This is a genomic window from Pirellulaceae bacterium (assembly GCA_029243025.1).
Taxonomy (GTDB): Bacteria; Planctomycetota; Planctomycetia; order Pirellulales; family Pirellulaceae.
Genome location: JAQWSU010000042.1, coordinates 174,725 through 192,076 on the forward strand (window position 1 = coordinate 174,725; position 17,352 = coordinate 192,076).

At 52.8% G+C, this 17,352-nt stretch carries 10 protein-coding genes; 6 read left to right on the plus strand and 4 right to left on the minus strand.

The genetic code is table 11. The annotated features are described in order from the left end of the window. Positions 1 to 74: 74 nt before the first annotated feature. Complete coding sequence (locus P8N76_18675) at positions 75 to 7,097, minus strand: lamin tail domain-containing protein (GenBank protein MDG2383704.1); 7,023 nt, start codon at positions 7,095 to 7,097, stop codon at positions 75 to 77. Positions 7,098 to 7,887: 790 nt separating this feature from the next. Beyond that, positions 7,888 to 8,367, minus strand: coding sequence for an MEKHLA domain-containing protein (locus P8N76_18680; GenBank protein ID MDG2383705.1), 480 nt, complete (start codon positions 8,365 to 8,367; stop codon positions 7,888 to 7,890). Positions 8,368 to 8,738: 371 nt separating this feature from the next. Here P8N76_18680 and P8N76_18685 point away from each other — a divergent pair, with 371 nt between their 5' ends. Together P8N76_18685 and P8N76_18690 are read left to right on the plus strand one after the other, a co-directional pair. After that, positions 8,739 to 9,041, plus strand: a complete 303-nt coding sequence (locus P8N76_18685) for a hypothetical protein (GenBank protein MDG2383706.1) — start codon at positions 8,739 to 8,741, stop codon at positions 9,039 to 9,041. A gap of 203 nt (positions 9,042 to 9,244) precedes the next feature. Beyond that, complete coding sequence (locus tag P8N76_18690) at positions 9,245 to 11,122, plus strand: AAA domain-containing protein (GenBank protein MDG2383707.1); 1,878 nt, start codon at positions 9,245 to 9,247, stop codon at positions 11,120 to 11,122. Between the two features lie 12 nt (positions 11,123 to 11,134). Here the strand turns inward: P8N76_18690 and P8N76_18695 are convergent, their stop codons facing one another. Further along, complete coding sequence (locus tag P8N76_18695) at positions 11,135 to 11,773, minus strand: hypothetical protein (GenBank protein MDG2383708.1); 639 nt, start codon at positions 11,771 to 11,773, stop codon at positions 11,135 to 11,137. Positions 11,774 to 12,244: 471 nt separating this feature from the next. Between P8N76_18695 and P8N76_18700 the strand changes: the two genes are divergently transcribed. After that, positions 12,245 to 13,417, plus strand: a complete 1,173-nt coding sequence (locus P8N76_18700) for a PEP-CTERM sorting domain-containing protein (protein ID MDG2383709.1) — start codon at positions 12,245 to 12,247, stop codon at positions 13,415 to 13,417. Positions 13,418 to 13,529: 112 nt separating this feature from the next. Here the strand turns inward: P8N76_18700 and P8N76_18705 are convergent, their stop codons facing one another. Continuing rightward, positions 13,530 to 14,747: a BBP7 family outer membrane beta-barrel protein gene (locus P8N76_18705; protein ID MDG2383710.1), complete on the minus strand. Its 1,218-nt coding sequence runs from the start codon at positions 14,745 to 14,747 to the stop codon at positions 13,530 to 13,532. 670 nt (positions 14,748 to 15,417) lie between these two features. On the opposite strand from P8N76_18705, the gene P8N76_18710 reads away from it, so the two are divergent. From P8N76_18710 to P8N76_18720, 3 genes are all read left to right on the plus strand, one after another. Continuing rightward, entirely contained in the window at positions 15,418 to 15,714 is a 297-nt protein-coding gene (locus tag P8N76_18710) for an alpha/beta hydrolase (GenBank protein ID MDG2383711.1), read from the plus strand. Beyond that, a complete protein-coding gene (locus tag P8N76_18715) occupies positions 15,702 to 16,055 on the plus strand; it encodes a prolyl oligopeptidase family serine peptidase (GenBank protein ID MDG2383712.1) in 354 nt (117 codons plus the stop codon). Before P8N76_18710 ends, P8N76_18715 begins: the two co-directional genes overlap by 13 nt. A gap of 317 nt (positions 16,056 to 16,372) precedes the next feature. Further along, positions 16,373 to 16,552, plus strand: a complete 180-nt coding sequence (locus P8N76_18720; protein ID MDG2383713.1) for a hypothetical protein — start codon at positions 16,373 to 16,375, stop codon at positions 16,550 to 16,552. The last annotated feature ends 800 nt before the right edge of the window (positions 16,553 to 17,352 follow it).

Here is a 17,352-nt window from a genome sequence, read left to right on the forward strand (position 1 = left end):
ACACGAAAGACACGGTGGACGTGTCGTCATAGAAGTGACAGTTTTACTGTGGTGGGCCTGTGATTGCAACAATTTCAAACCCTAGCACTCTGTTTGTCGTGCGCAGTCGATAGGTGGGTCTGTTTTGCATCCTCTTTGGTCGACGTGATTTCATTCAAAATAGATTCTAGTTGGTCGGCTTGGGCGGTGTTTTTGCCGTTCCAGTCGTGCTCTTGTTCAAAAATACGATGGTGTTCGGCTGTCTGTAAATCGAGGAAGGGCGGGACGATCGATGGAACCAGGCCGAGAAGCGGTGGGGTCTTTTTGCGGTGGTCTTGCAACTTTCTTGGGACAGGCTGATGGGCCGCTGCGGTGGACGGTAGTGCAGTAATGAGCCGGGCTGCACGCTCCGCGTCGGCATACCGGCCACGTTGGAAGGCGGTCACCAAATCGCTGGACTGGAAGCTTCCGTCGCAATTCCAGTCGCCGGTTTTCCAGGTTGAGCTCTCGGGGGTGTTGTCTTCGTAGGTTCCTGCTTGAAATACAGCGACCAGATCGGACGAGTCAAAGATGAGATCAAGATTGGCATCTCCAACGCTGGTTGAGAATTCGACTTCGATCAGGTGAAAAAGATCGGCCTGGTTGATCAACCTGTCGTTGTTAAGGTCATAGCTGGGGTCGGTTGCGTTGGCTCGAATGGCTACGCAGATTAGTTCGACGTCCTGATGATCGAGGAGTCCATTGGAATTGAGGTCGCCTGCGATGGTCGGAGGCAAGTTTTGTGCGCCAAAACTTGGGGCTTGCATTTTTATGAGCGGCCCTGATCCATTCGGCCATCGGCCGAATGATTGTTGCGGTTCAGTAACGTCAAAAACGACATGGTCGGCGAAACGCTGTGGACGGCCGGTGCTGTCGGCTTCGATGAGCCAAGCGTCATCGGATGATTGCGCGTTGAAACCAAATCCGAATTCAGTCTGACTCAACACGAGATATCCCTGTGGGGCAATCACGGTGGAGGCGGGGAAAGTGTACTTGAAGTAATCATTGTCTCCATCGCTGAGATACCAATGTCGCACGTCGATGGGTTGATTTGTATTGTTGAAGAGTTCGATTTGGTCGACTGACGGCGCAGTGGTTGACGGTTGAATTTCGTTGATCACGATGGTTTGTTTTGGTGCCGTTGGGGCTGCACCGGGAGAGCCGCCGAAAGAAATGCTATTTTGCCAATTGGTTGCATCGTTGTAATCGCCATTGGGATTGACGACGATCAAAGAACTTGCGTTCCCGTCAGCACGTTGCGGCCAAGGGTCTTGGTCATCATAGGTGAATTGGGAGATAGTTGTCCCGTGCGGGTCCAAGAGTGTGATTTGTTCGCCGCCGTTACTCAAGCGGCCGCCAAACTCCCCTGCCCTGCCGTTGTCGTCGTGACCTAACGCGATGCGGCGGTCTGCGCCATACCGCGATTCGAACGCAGATCGATCATTCACGATGACGACGTGTTGTTGTGGATCGAGCATCTGCGCGTCGAAGAAAAAGCGGATTCCCTGAGGTGACCCATTGACGATGGTTTGAGCAAACTCGACTCCGGCTAAGTTGATGGGGGCTGAGCCAATATTGGTTAGCTCAACGAATTCAAAGTCGTCGTTGTTGGTGGCTAATTCGCCAAGATGAGTGAGAGGTTCGTGGGGATTGTAATTGACTTCAGTGATTCGTAACGAGTCGATCAATGGCCTCGAATTGAGCGTGCTGGTGACCTGGACGGTCTGATTGGCGATGAGGTCGTCGTTGAAGTCATACGCGTGGATTGTAAGGTCGTGCGTGCCTGCTGGCACGGGCAGGGTCGTTTGCCAGTGGTCGGCGTTCTGTCCTGTTTGGGTGTCCCAGGTAACATCGAGTGGAGAATCCTTGCCGGCGACTCTCAGAGTGCGGATATTCACCCATCCCTGACCGCTGAGCGTGATCTGATCACTATCGATGGTCAGCGGTCCATCGTTGTGGATGCGGAAATCAATTGGAGGGAAATCCTTTTGGATTTGACTGCGAATACTGCTTCCTCGTCGGTCGAGGTAGGAGCCGGTGGAGCGAAACGATTCTCGTAATAGGTTTCCGAAATGTTCAGCCCAGGGATTCATGTAGTCGGAATTGCCCACCGTATCGGTGATGTGGAGGAGATGACCGTAAAGCAAGCGTTCGTAACGTGGCAGCCGGACCACCTTGTGAATCGCCTTGCCTTTCCCGGTGAGAGGGGCGTTGGTTGAGATTTGAAAAGAAAAATCCCAGTCCCAAGGAAACAGCAGGATCTTGTTGTTTTCTGGGTTGACGTAGAAATTGACGTTGTGGGGATTTTCTTCCGCCTGCCCAAAGACATCGGCGATCCCGGTGACCGACATCATGGCAAGGGTTTGCATCCATTGATCGACATCGATGACTTCCGTGATGGATGACTTGAGTTCCTCGCCCTGCAGCTCAAATGTTTTGGCGAGTTTCATGATCGGGGCATAATCGTCTCGGGCCCGATTGTTCAAGATCAAAAATGGCCAGCGATAGATTTCTTTATTATCACCCAGATCTCGAACGTCCAAAGCCGGGACCCAGCCGATAGGTTGATAGATTTTTAGGCTTTCGGGATCACGATCGATCGTCTGCTGCATGACGCGAATACCTTCCAGCTTGTAAAATGTTCCTTGGCTCCCGTTTTCAAATTGAGAGTCAAGGTAGATGTTGCGTTGGCCTGCCATGGTAGTGAGGGTAGGCAGCCCTCTCGTTGCCCCCGGTGGTTGGAAAATGGTGACATCATCAAACATCGCTCCCATCAGGCCTGCTTGGGCGACCAAGTGCTTGACTTGAATCTCTCGTTCGTTTTTTTGGTCGAATGAGATCGTTTCGTGAACGCCTCGGAATTTCTGTTCCGGATCGAATCGTAGATTGAAGCCAACTGTCGAACGGCTGTTGCGGGTGAACATGCTGCCTTTGTAGCGGGTGCCAACGTCATAGAATATCTCGTTGGCATCGTAGATTACGGTTGATCCATAGCGATAGTTGTCCATCATGTTGGTGCGAGATTGAAGTTCTGACCGATCAGCGTCCGTCATGATCACCATGATGTTGTGGCGTAGTTCATCTCGTTCGAAGCGATCGTCAACACGGAACAAGGCTCGTGAATTGATTCCGCTCGCCGGGAAGGTCGTGCTCGCCCCTCGTTGATCGGTAGCTTCTATGTAGAATTGAGTGATCGATCGGTTTCCCTGTGCGGGAATGATCGCCTCGTAGGTGTCTTCCAAAGTTTGCGTCATGCGAAGTCGTTGTTGTTCACCGTCAGCAACCGAATACATCAGATCGACCGAGGATAGGCCGTCGGGGTCATCAGCTCGGACTGATACGGTGACGTCCTCAGTGGACTTTGGGATCGCGGGGTGATGGAGCAGGTTTGTGTAGGTAGGGCCTTGGTTGTCGATTACGTTTGAATTCGTTTTGCCGGGTGTTCCACTCAGGCTGGGTTGCGTAAGAATCGTCGTGCGTGCGGCGTCTTTGTGGTAGAGCTCCGATCGTAATTGGGCGGTGCCGGCAAGCCATTTTGCATCGAAGGAAATTCGATAGGTGTTGCCGTTGCGGACTCGGGTGTTGTCGACAAGCGTTGTCTCAGCATGATTGCTCAAGTAATGGGATTTGGATTGTGCCACCAAGTGAAGTGCTTGATTGGCCGGATTGACAGGATCGATGACTACCTGGCTCTCGCGGTGGTTACCTATGAGTCGCCATTTTTCCGCGTGCTCGCCAAGGAGATCCGTTTCAAAAGAGCCGTTTTGGATCAACTGTTTATTGAGCCCTCCCGGATCTTCGATGACACTGACGTTGTCGACCAGCATTTCTCCGGAATCCAAGAGGCCGAAAATGAATTCATTGAAGTGGATGGGGGGATCATACGGGAAGCGTTCTACCGTTCGCGTGTATTCATAGTGAGCCCATTCTGATCTCGGTCCTTCTTGGCTCGCAGCCCAGGATTCGGCAATCGCATTGTCTGCCCGTGGGTCCCGTAATTCCAGACTTGACCCTCCGCCGTCCGCGTAAATTGGCCAGCGTCCATCATCGAAGTATTCGACCGTATCAACAATGTTCTTCTTCGCGTCTACGAGTTCAATTCCATCGTTGCTGTTTCTCAAGGAGCCTTGGAATGGACCGATCACATTCTGGATGTCGTGAGTTAACGTGAGCTGAGAGGGGGCATTTGAGATCACCAGGAATTGCTTCGGTTCGAGTTTCGTGCCTTGGGGGAAGGGGAAACTGACGCCATTGTTAAGCTTCCAGTTGGAAAGGTCGATGAGTTGATCACCTCGGTTATAAAGTTCGATCCATTCTTCGTTCGAGGCCGCATAGTCGTCTGCCACTGAGAAGGGTTCCTGAAGGCTGAGTTCTGCATCGAGGAAAATGTCAGGGTCGAGATCCGAAGCTTGGTGGACTTCGACCGACAATCGGTTTGCGCCAACCTGAAGTGCCGTCGCGTTGAGAATCGTTTCTTCCTGTAGCGTTGGCGTTAAGATTTCAGTTTCGGCTCGGACGCTTCCGTCGATTCGACCCGAGGGCAGATTGTGCCGGAAAATTTCTTGTCCGTTCAAATAGAAGACGGCGCCATCGTCAAGGGTGTGGGAGAGTTTCAACGTTGATGAGGCCGGGATTTCCGCGACGTTAAAATCAGTTTCAAAGTAGTAAGTGTTAATGGCGGGGCGCTGCAGGAATGGGACAGGGAGTTCTGTGTTCAGGTTTTCCAGCAATTCAATGTGGTATCCAATTGGTGCTTGTCCGAAGAACCACTCGTCTTCGTCCACAGGGTGTTGTTGCTCTGCCCAGCCCACCGGGAGACCCAGCGACGATTCACGATATCGCCAGTCATTCGCACCAGCGGGTAGCAGCGTGGTAATCAGATCTTCGGCTTCCGCGGGAGGTGCAGCATAGGTCGGCCGCGCGTGATACATGATCTCATTGATGACGATGTCTTCCTCGATGTCAAAACGATTCGCTCCGGTCGGCGTGCCCAAGGAGGGATATTGCCATTGTCCGTTTCCATCGACACCCCGCAATCGGTCGCGGATCGTAATGGCGTCGGCAATCCGCTGGTCTTTCGCTGTGTACAGGAATAAGCGAGTTGATTTCGCCGCGTCAAATCCGAGTTTGGTTTCGTCAAGCACGTAGTAATCACCGGGCGCCAGTTTTGGTCCGCCGTTGATGGTGTAACTTGGGCCGCTTGAAGATGCGATGCGATAACCGTCGATGCTAATCGGGGTGGAAGTCGTGTTGGAAATCTCTATCCAAAAGGTTGCGTCGTCAGCTCCGGCGACTTCATTGAATTTGGCTGTGGGAATCCTCAACGAATCAGCCGTTCGACCGGTTAGCGTGGTGCTGATCAAGAAATCGGAATCCATGGTTGTTCGGTTCAATCCGTGAACCGCAAGCACGTTCTCGCCAGCTCGGATGGCATCCACATGCTCGGTGAGATCAATCGTTTCGAACCCACTGGTGGGCGTTCCGTTGTCGGTGGCCGCGGACGCCCAGTCAATTGCCGGGGGCGCATTGCGAGACGCCACTGGCTTACCATTGAGGTAAGCCACAAATCCGTCGTCATATTGCACGGTCAAGCTAAGTTGATCGTAATATTCGTGTTGAGGTACGTTAAACTCGGTTCGGACCCAAGCCGTTGAATTGACTGAATGCATTTGGGCTTCGATGTCGGACTCAAATAGATGAGTGATACCAGTCAGGTCATTTGGTCGAGTACCGGCTGCCAACGCTTGAATCTGTTGGGAATTCAGAACGTCTGAGAAAATTGCTACCTCATCAATACTTCCGGCGAAAAAACCAAAGGATCCGCCAGATGCGACGCCAAGTTGCCATTCGTTGGTGTCGTCCCGCAGGGAATTGAGCTGGACTGGGGCACCTTCGGCGATGCCATCCACGTAAAGTCGTAATTCGCCATTCGAGGCCGCCGAGGTGGCGATGTGGTACCAGCGATCAGGCACGGCTACGGTGTCACCGGTCACCGTGATCCGAGTACCGTCGGAGGTGTGTGCTTCAAACAATCCGTCTTGGTTCAACCGAAGTTGGTGTGACCAGAGCAGTGTCGGGCTGAGGAAACTGCGTAGAATGATGCTTTGTTGGTTGATCTCATCGAAGCGAACCCAGGTGGAAATGGTGTACTCCATTGGGCTCGCGAGATCAGTAATCGTAACGACATCGTCCTGCCCGTCGAAATGGAGGGACTGTCCACCTGTCAGGCGTGCCGGATGTGCTGCTTGAAAGGTGGGTGAGTTGAGTGTCCCGGGGTCGCCGTTGCCCGTTGCGTCGGTCGTGTTCGAGTCGAGGGGGTAGAACCGCGAGAGTGTGGCGTTTTCGAACCCTGAGGTGTCAAAGCCAAATTTGTTGGTTATCGTTTGCCAGGCTGTGGCTTCGAATTCAGGAGACGTCCAATCTTTGTCCGTATCGCTGGCGGTTGGAATGAGCAGCTGAGATTCGCTGCGACTGGTGATGAACTCAACCAACGTACCGGGGTCTCGCGCCAGCTTTTGGTTGGAAGAACCTGGCGTGCCGCCCGATAAAATGCTGCTCGCCCAGTTGGAAGGATTTGCCGTCGCATCGTCCTCGTCGACCTTCGAAAGGCTGTGGCCAGATCCGTCTGGCCCGACTGGCCACGGATTGTCATCCTCGAAGTCGAGGACGTCCATCAGGCGATTGGTGCCGCTGCGCAACTCAATCCGCTCGCCGCCATCCGATATCACGCCCTCAAATGGGCCGAGCGAAACCCTCTCACCAGGTCGTTGTTCTTGGAGCTGCGCGGGTTGTTTCGCAATGACTAAATAGGCACCCCCTGGAAGCACGGTTCCTTGGGGGAACGAATATTCGATACCGCCAGTAATCCGCCAGTTCGTCAAATCCATGTCAACCGAATGTTGGTTGTATAGCTCGACCCACTCAGTCAGGTTTTCTTCAAGCGGATGATACATGACTTCATTGAATACCACCGTGCTGTCCAGAACCAACCGGGCTTCACAGTTTTCGAAACATAGCCGATGTGACCGTCGGTCTTGCTTTGCTTCGACAGAACGTCGTGTTGAGGTTCGCCGTTTCATAATTGATGGACCTTCGGGGAATGAAGTCGCTCAGTGTGAATGACTGGTCGGGTGTTTCTGCTGGAAGTATGTGGCGGATTATACAATGAAAAAGTTCGTCTGTTGACGAAAACTCCTGAAGATAGATTGCGGTGAGAAAACTGCCCTGATCAGCAGGGTCCGCTTGCGGTGATTCGTAATGGATGCAAGGTTATGGAGCGTCGAATGAGTCTGTCGTACGTGGGAATCAATGAGGATGTCGAATAACGTTTGAGGATTCGTGTGCCGTCGAGAACTGGTCAGTTCGGTCGCTGGTTGGAGGGCGTTAACGATCGCAATCGTGATGAATCGATTTTACTTCGTCGGGCGACGTTGTTTGATGATCGAAATTGTCGCAGACCTCCCCAGCGGTTGAGTTCCAAGGAATCACTACTGGTTGCGATGTTTGGCTGCAGTTGTTGCGTTGAGTAAGTGCGCCTGCAAGTGTTTTTTTCGACCCGTGAAATGCAATGTGTTTTTGAACGTCGCTGGCAATTAAGAGGCGTGGCTGCGGAAAGGATTTCGCTGAGTCGGATGTCACTTATGAGAAGGACGGTCGACGAGCGATGAGGCGACGAACGATGAGGCCATTCATCCGATCATCGTTTCGTTGTTAAGTTTCCAAGGGGGCACAAATTAAGACGGTTGTTCGTGGACGGCCGCTAACGAGTTAGTGCGACCAAACGCAGGAGGAAATGGCTCGATTGGACTGTTTCGAGTGATTTAAATCCGCCGTTTCCAGCCAGCCAACAGCCTGGACGCTCGTCCAAGGCTAGGATGTGGCTAACCAACGCCAATCGGTAAATGTGGCGGCCTGACCAGCATCAGTTCCTTGCGGCCCGACGAGGTTCCAAACAGTGGCTCGGTCTATTTGAAAACGCTTGCCCGAGCCGCTGATACGAATGCCTCGATAGTCATCGACATAGCCGTCTCGGGTGGTTCGCGCCAGTACCGCAGCCCGATCATCTCGCTGTACCGGTTCGGCTGTGTATCGAGAAGGGGTTTGTGTGAACGTCGTCACGTCCATTTCCCATAGTTTCAGGGCGACGGCGTTGCCGTAATTAAGAATTGGGTCGGCTTGAGTACCGTGTGAAAGAACAACGAATGGGACTTCGAAAAGTTCCTTTGATTGCTGCAGTTCGCTGGTTTGCCGTGAAATTAAAGCCGTGCCCAGCCAGCGTTCATACGAATCGAGGAGCAGTCGTGTGTGCGCTATCCAGGCAGTTGATTTCCAGATTTCGTCGTCGGCCACAGTTGAATTCCCTTGATAGGTGCAGGGTTGGATCCATCTTTGCATGGTCGGCGTGGGCTGGCAATTGGCTGCAGGCTGCCTGGGAAAAAAATGAGCTTTTTTGGCGGGAGTGGTGACGATCTGTCGCGTTTGTGGGTGGAGCAGAGGCACTCCGAGGGGCAGAGAAGAGGCACTCCGAGGGGGCAGAGAAGCGCCGGAGTTGGAGGTTTGTGTTGGTGGGCCAAGCGGGTCGAGGCGTTAAACACCTCGACTCCGCTTGGACTTTTCGGTGGGCTCAAGGGAGCCAACGCAAACGGGGCATGGATTCGCATCGAGGGATGTTCGTTGTTCCGAGGGCGTGCAATTCGCGGTCTTTTGCAGGAGTCTCGAGGGTGATTAAACGAGCCGACGATCGATCTTGGCGTGAGCTTCCGTTGTCAACAACGTTGCGGCTGTTGGACCATCTGCAGGCAGGTGTTATTTACTGCCCGCAACATTTGCCTCCGGCCGCCGCGCGGATCGCTTTTACCCCGCGACGCTCGGACGATTGCTTGATTTGTGCGGTGGAAGGTCTGGATCTTGCGATCATGATTGCCGATGATCTTGGGTTGTCGTATTCGATTTATTCAAGTCATCAAGCGACCATTCGTGGTATCTGTCGGGCGACAAAGCGGGTGCGTTTGCCGACAAGTTGACCGTCCAGTTGATTTTCATTGCACCTTGCACCTTGCCTCGTGGATCTCGTGGTGGATCTCGTGGTGGATCTCGTGGGGCGCGAATTGCTCAGTGGATTTAAGAGTCAACCTGGAGTGGTCTGGACGTTATGGAAGTTTGCATGCGAAACTGTCGGTTGACCCTCGTGGCGGCGGATTGACATCAGACGGTAAAAACAGCGGCTATGGTTCCAGAGCATCTCCGACAACTCGCCGACTTGATATCCCTCGAGGCTCAGGCCGAAAAGCAGTTGGCAGCGGAGCGTTTGGCGGGGAAATCACCCGTTGCCGCAGAATCCACTGGTGAAGCGCTGATCGATCTGGCCATTGAAGACGAGGCGCCCGGTCTGGGGCAGCGATTTGTCGTTTCGTTCGTGAAGCGAAACCGATCGCTCGAGCTGCCCTGGACTCGTTTGCGTGGAGGTTCACCGGTTTTGCTGACGGACTTGGAGTCGGACGAATGCGTGCGAGGAGTGGTCGTTCGTCGTGATCGTCGGGTGATTCAAGTCTCGGTTGCCGATTTACCGATGGGGGAGCGGTTTCGGTTGGATTTGGCGGCGGATGAGATTACTCGCCAGCGTCAAATGGATGCAATGAATCGGGCTGCAACGGCAGAACGTGGCCGATTGGCGGTCTTGCGGGATGTGCTTCTTGGTCAACGAATTCCGCAATTTCGCGACTTACCCGCGTTAGATTTCTTTGCTGATTTGAGCGACTCGCAACGCGATGCGGTTCAATTTGCTCTCTCGGCAGAGGAAATTGGAATTGTGCATGGACCACCGGGGACCGGAAAGACGACGACCGTTGTCGAAATTATCCGCCAAGCTGTTGCTGCCGGTGATTCCGTGCTGGCGTGTGGTCCAAGCAATCATGCGGTGGATCACTTGGCCTCAAAGCTGGATTTGGCGGGACTCAATGTGGTGCGGGTGGGGCATCCAGCTCGGGTCCAAGAGTCGCTACAAATGCTCACGCTCGATTCCAGGGTTGCTCATCAGGACCGGGTCAAGGTTGCTCGAGACTGCGTCAAAGAGGCGATGCAATTGCAACGAAAAGCTAGCCGTTTTACTCGAGCTCGACCCGAGCCGGGTGAGAAGCGAGCTTGGCGAGAAGCCGCTCGTGAGCTGTTTGCGGAAGCTCGACGACATGAACGCTTAGCAATTCAAGAGGTGTTAGATGCGGCTGATGTGGTGTGCGGTACAACAACAATCGATCCTGGGTTGATGGGTGAACGGCGGTTTGATCGCTTGGTGATTGATGAATGTTGCCAAAGTACAGAACCCGGATGTTGGGTGCCCTTGCAATTTGCCGATCGGATCATCTTGGCAGGTGACCATTGTCAATTACCGCCGACGGTCATTTCTCATCAGGCGTCGCAGGCCGGTCTGTCGACAAGTTTGCAAGAAAGGCTGGTGGACCTCTATGGCGATTCAGTGTTTCGTCGTTTGACGACGCAATATCGAATGCACCATCAGATTATGCAGTTTTCATCGGAATATTTTTATGAGGGGCAGCTTCAAGCGGCTCCCGAAGTTGCGAAACGATGTCTGGCTGATTTCTCTACCGTCATCTCGGATAAGCTCACGAAGCAGGCGGTTGAATTCTTCGACACAGCGGGTGCTGATTTTGATGAAGAAATCGAGCCGGACGGATCGAGTCGCCTGAATCCACGGGAAGCCCGATTCGTCATAATGAAGGTACAGCAGCTGCTGGATGCAGGGCTCGCACCAGCGGCAATCGGTGTGATCTCTCCCTATTCGGCACAAGTTCGTCACCTGCAGGCCAGGCTTCAAAACGAGGCTATCGAGATCGACAGTGTGGACGGCTTTCAAGGGCGTGAAAAAGAGGCCATCGTCTTTTCGGCCGTACGTTCCAATCGACAAGGAGAAATTGGCTTTCTGAAAGATATTCGACGGACGAACGTCGCGCTGACCCGAGCTCGCCGTAAGCTTATTTTTATTGGAGACAGCGCGACCTTAGGTAAGCATGCGTTCTACGATGATTTGATCGATTACTTTCAATCTCTCGATGCGCATCGGTCTGTCTGGGAAGAACCAATCGACTGATATGACCAAGGGTTAGTGGGTGCGATCAAAGAGTTGCACGAGGTCGAGTATCTGTCGATCCGAATCCTGTTGTTCTCCGTCTGCTTCCGCGAATTCCAAGATCGGGAGCGGGTCGACCTGAGGCCATTCAGGTGTGACTGCCCGAAGACCAGAAATTAAATAATTGGAACCTGATGTCCAGATCAGATATCCGGCCGCTGCCGCCGCGAGGGTTTTACTGCAAATCGTGCTCAGAGATAAACCGTGCTCGTCGATCGTGTCGGGTAACCTGTCTAAATTCGCATGAAGGGATCGGGTGTTGATCTGGCCGATTAAGTGGGTTGACCCGTCCATGGCTTCGATCGAAGATCGCTCGGCTGTCGACGATATCGGTGTTTTGGCTGAGGGTGGTTGATGGGTTGGGAGTTCGGAGCCATCAATCGCTAGTAAAGATAAGGACTCGGTGCCGTGCATCGAAGCGAGGGCAGAGTTGCAGGTGGGGTCTGATTGGGGGTCGAGTTGGTTTTCGAAAACATCTCGCCAGTCGCCGAAGTTGAAATCGTCAATCCCTTCCAATCCCCAAGGGGAGGCGCTGTAAAGAGTACGTGATTCAAGTTCGGTGGCATCCAGTGCGGATGGTGCCCTTGGGGGGACCGTGAATAGTACGTGCATGGATTAACTTTTCGACACGAATGGCCGGGATGATGTGGGACGGACATTGAATCCTACCCCACAAATCAGCGCTGGAGTCGGTGTTGTTTTCAGGCAACAGCAGCGAAGCTCGTGTGGCAAAAGTGAGTCACGGTATGCCCGGTTCAGGAGAGCTCCTCGGAGGCCCTACGGAACCCTTTCCGTCGTTGTTGTCCATCCCTCAGATGCTCTGGCTGAGGCAAGTCCGGCTCAAAAGCGGCGTGTTGGCTACCATGGCGGACTCGTTCAAGTCGCGGTCCCAGCCGATTTGGCCTATCGGAACCGGTGGAAATGATGGGAAATACTAGGGGTTTTGCGCGAGTTTGTTATACTGGACGCTGGAACCCAACCTCGTTGCCGCCACCATCTTGCTGGAGCGGTTGTGGTTGTCGAGAGCCTTTTTTGGGCCGGTGTGCTGACGATTGGAAGAAATAGGGCGGAGACGGGCAAAAGATGAATCTGAATAATGGATATTGGTTTACGCGACAGGTGTCAGGTGCTCTATCGACAACACGAATTTCTACGGCCAGACCGATGCTCAAGTCGGCACTCTGCATTTTCCTTCTGGGGGTCTGGGTGCTCGCGACGTGGGGTGTCTCTGAAGGTCATGCTGATGGAATTTACCTTCGTAAAAGTACCGGAGACGAGATCGATTTTTCTCTAGGCAGGCCATTGCGGCCTTTACGGCCACCGATGTTTGGCGTGGACCCCAAACCGAACGAGCAGACGACTTCTTATTGGGAACATCTGGAATTGCTTTGGAGGTTGACTGACCAGGCAGATACCGTCACGGATCTCGTTGCGTCCAACCGCGATGATATCTCGGTAGCAGTTCCCATGTTTGATTATTCGAGAAAGATTGCACTCGCCGTTGAGTCTGAGCAGCAGGGGCAGCATTTAACGGTAGATTCGTTCGTGATCAATCCCGCCTTTGTGACCATGGATTACCGATACCCAGAAGATGTTCCCAAGGAGTATGTCCAACCGCTTGGTAGCCTAGCCGCAGGAGACTACTTGCTCACGGCCCGCCTTTTCGAATTGTCACCTGACTTCGCCAGTTTTGACTACGGCGAGATTGACTTTGAGCAATTCAAGCAAGATCCGCTTGGTTATGATCTGCCAAAGGGCTTTATCCGAGAAATGACGGAAGAGCAAGTTGCGTTTACGATTTCGTTGTTTGGTGACTTCAACAACAACGATAAATACGATGCGGACGACATCGATCTATTAAATTCGGAATTGCGTGCGCCACGTGGATCGTTGGATTTTGACGTCAACGATGATGGGATCCTGGACAAGAACGACCGCCTATCTTGGGTGAATGATGTGGCGTCAGCCCAATTCGGTGATGCTAATTTTGATGGCAAATTCGACTCTGGCGATCTTGTCTTGGTATTCCAAGGTGGCCAATACGAAGACTCGATCCCAATGAATTCCAGTTGGGCCACAGGTGATTTTGACGGAGATGCGGAGTTCACGACGAGCGATCTCGTAATCGCCTTTACCTATGATTTTGATACGAGGCCCCGGGCGAATGCACAGGCGGTACCGGAGCCCACATCGGTATTTTTGTTGGTATTCGGAGTCTTGGGCTTGATGCTTCGAAGGCGTCGTCCGGTTCGTTGAGAGACGTTTTTTCCGCTAAACGAACGTCCGACCCGACTGCGGACGTTTCTCGCCAACCGCCCGGTCGATGCAATCGCCTTTTTGGGGATTGGCTTGCCGATTCAAGTGCTCGCTAGAAAGCGAGCACAAGGCCGAGACTTGGTCCGTGGTAGACCACGTCGCCATCGTTTCTGGCTTCCACCGGACCTTTTTCGGCAAGGTAGAGATTGTCGGTGAAGTTTCGCGTTGCTAAGGCTACTTGGGTTACCCAAATCGCGGAGTAGCCGGCGCGGAACGTTAATGCCCTGCTCACCTGATGATTGTACGTCAGGGATAGTTCGCCGAGGAACGCCGTTCGATTGTGGTCATCGGATCCATTGAAAGTGGTACCCGGCGGGTCGGTGTTGGCGTAGCTGGATGTGACTTCTATTGCGTTCTGAAACAGCACGCCTTTTACATCAAAATCGATCCAGGTTTTCGGCAGAATCAGGAACTGCGAAAGGAATCCGACTTGCGCACCGAGCATCGTGTTCGTTGTGGTCACATCGACATCGACACTTGATATATTGGTGGTCGTCGACTCGGTGTGATAGCCAAATGTCTCATCAATGGTCATATAACGAATGCCAATCAGAAACGATGCTTCGGCACGGCGATTGAACAACAGGGGGTCGCCCTGATTGAAGAGTGAATCACGGTGGAAATTTTGGTCGGCAAGCAATTGAACTCGACGACGCAAATTGAGTTCGAAATTCGACATGTTGGACGAAAAATCGATTGAGGCGAGATCGTTGTAGTCGACCCGCTCAATAGCGGGCGAATTACCGAAGTCACTGAAGGGCGAATACAAGTTTCCGGTGCCGCCAAGGGCATTCGCATCTTGATTACGCACCGTTTGGGTATCCCCCCATTGGTACGCTCCCAGGAAGGAACCCTCCAGCCGATAGTAATCACCCAAGGAAGCACCGAGCAAGAAGCGACCGCCTGCATTGAAATCTGAATTGAATCCCCCTGAAGTCAACACGTTTAAGTTGCCAGCGGGTCCGTCCTGCTGAAAAACGATGTTTCCCGATTCGTCCCGATATAAGGGAAGAAGTTCGGCCATCGCATACACCGTAGGTGTCATGGCGGTTGAGCAGGTGGACGGAAAGCAGTTTTCGTTGGCACATTGACAGGGGTTGTGCCAATATAGATTCCAGCCCTGGGCGATCTCTGGGATTGGTACCGAGCTTGGACAATTCAAGCATTGGCCAAAGAGTTCAGGCTGCTGGTTTCCGATGGATGCCAACAAAGTCCCGATGACAACGATGCCAATACGGCTCTTTTTGATGCTTCGTTGTAAGACGTTCATTTACGTTCTCTCGATGGCCCAATAAATCCTTTTGAAAAGAACGGGACGCGCAACCCGTTCAGTCCGTCTTAAGGATTCGACATTTCTAGTTGGCGCCATCAGGATTGATCGGATCGTCGACAGCCTTCACCTATGGTGCGTAAATTCACAAAATGGAATTTAGCGTTAGATTTTCCTTAAGCCGTAAGGTTTAACAGCAAGGTGCTCGAAGGGGAGCCAGGCGGTCGACGGGTCGTTGTTCGTTTTTGTTTTGGCGAGCCGGGTTTTCTGATCTCCTGTAGAGAAATCCCGCGTGGTTTGACGGGTGTGTGGGATACGACCGTGGCAGGTTGCAATACGGTGGACTTCTGACTTAATAGTTGTCAGGATGGGGTAGCCGGGGGGTGTATGTCTTGAGAAGGAAATTTGGCGTTGATGAGAGTGCGTGGGTTGATCTGGTCGGTTGGTGCCCTGTGGTTGAATATTTGGCTGGTTAATGGGGCGGGTGCGGTTGAAGTTCGGCAAGGGATTGTGTTTGCCGAAGCCAATGGGCATTCGCTCCGGATGGACATTGAGAACCGGCGGTCGAAGAAATGCGACCGGCGATCGTGTTGGTCCATGGGGGCGGCTGGTGGCAGGGATCACGAGCCGACTATCGTGAGTTAATGGTCAGCCTGGCAAGTCAGGATTTGTGACTGCCAGGGTTGGCTATCGATCGACTGACATGGCCCAATGGCCCGCGCAGCTTGATGATGTGCAGGCCGCCTTGCGGTGGCTAGCGACGCACGCCCAAGCCTACGGCATCGATCCTGAAAGAATGGCCGTGACGGGAGAGTCTGCCGGCTGGCACTTGTCGCTGATGGTGGCCGTGTTGCCACAGGATGAGCAAAATCGATTCCGCGTCCGTGCCATAGGAAAACTTTTTGGCCTCACCGATTTCACACAGCTTAAAATATCATCCAGGATCGCGCATCGATGGAGTCATTGATTGGGGGACGGTTCGAGGAGAACGAGCAACAGCGAAAGCATGCGTCGCCAGTGACTCATGTGGATCCTCCGGTGTTCACATTGCGTGGTAGAGAGGATACGCTCGTCCCGCCTGTTCATGCGAAAACGTTGAATGAACAGCTGAAGGCTGCCCAGATTCCTAATCGACTCAATCTACTTGATCACACCGGACACACTCTCGGTGTCCATCGGGAAAAGTCACTTCGGACAATGTCCAAATTCTTTGACGTTTATTTGAAAGGCACCGAATTGCTGCTCGTGGCATTTGAGGATTTTGACTCTTCCGCGAGTTGCTGGCAGCTAACGGATGATACGGCGTAGGAAGATCACTCGAATGATGGACGCAGTTGGTTTGCCGTTATAAAAAAAAGTGACTATCAGCTAAAGGTACGTTTGCTGCACAATTCAGCCTTGCGGGAGGATGGGGTCGTTTCGGATTTCGTATTGGATGTCGATATGAGATCGACGAACGAACCTTATGGCCACCAGGGCTAGTGTCTATTTTTTGGCTATCAAGATCCGTCTCATTTTTACTATGTGCACTTTGGTCGCAAGGCAGATGCGCATGCCAACTTGATCTTCATCGTGAATGATGCGCCGCGAGTCAGCATTGCCATCGAGCGAACGGATGGAACGGATTGGAATCGCACTTGGCATCGGGGGAAATTCGAGCGTTTTTTAACGACATGACGAAACCAGTGATGGTCGCCAATGACAAAACGTTTGCTGACGGGCAGGCGGGGATCGGCAGTTTTGATGACACGGGTGACGTTGATGCGATACGATTGTGGGGCCGCATCGAATCGACAAGCGAATAACTGCGAAACGCGCGCTTGAGTCAGGTGAACGATCGATCATGAGTGAAGAGGGCCGTGCAATATGTGTTGAGTTGAGAATGGGATTCGCAATTCGGCTGTTTGATTCCGCAAACAACATTTGCTGAAGTGTTAATTGTTACCGATAACACGAGCGGACGTTTTCGTCGGCGACTCGCACTGTAAGTTGGAAACTTGATCAGTTGATCTAGCTTGACGTTTTATCCTAGCAACTCCCTTCGGGCCGATTGGGACCAAATAGGGTGTTTCCTTGATTGATGCGGGTGTCTTCGACATTCCATTGACGGAGAGTCAATGTGTCATCCTTTCGGAAACGATGGTAGCGGCGTCGGAAGAGCTGGAGTTGTTGACGAATCGAAGCAAGACTCGTTTTGTCAGGTCAGGAGACACACACCCTTTTTTTTGTTCACCACGGATATGGGCAAGTTTCAACGGTCGATCTCCGTGGAGCCTAGCAGCCAGAAGACTGCGGCGAATCGCATCTTTTACGCTACAAGGGTGGATCCAGTTAACTTGGTCGGCAACTCCAATTGAGACGGTCGCTTTGACAGCTTTGATTTGGCTAAGCTATTTCGGTCAGGAGAATGCGAAGCTTTCGTTGTTGGTAAGTCGACCTGGAAGAGGCCGACAGCCGGCGGTGTCGCGTCCCTCGGCCGCTGGCCTCAGGTGGCTGGTAATCGGATGCTGTGCGGATGAGAGATTTGTCGGCGTTTTCAATCGTGATGTTTGTTCGGCATTTCCTTGGACTTCGTATTTTGATATGCGGGCGAAGTTCGTTGCGA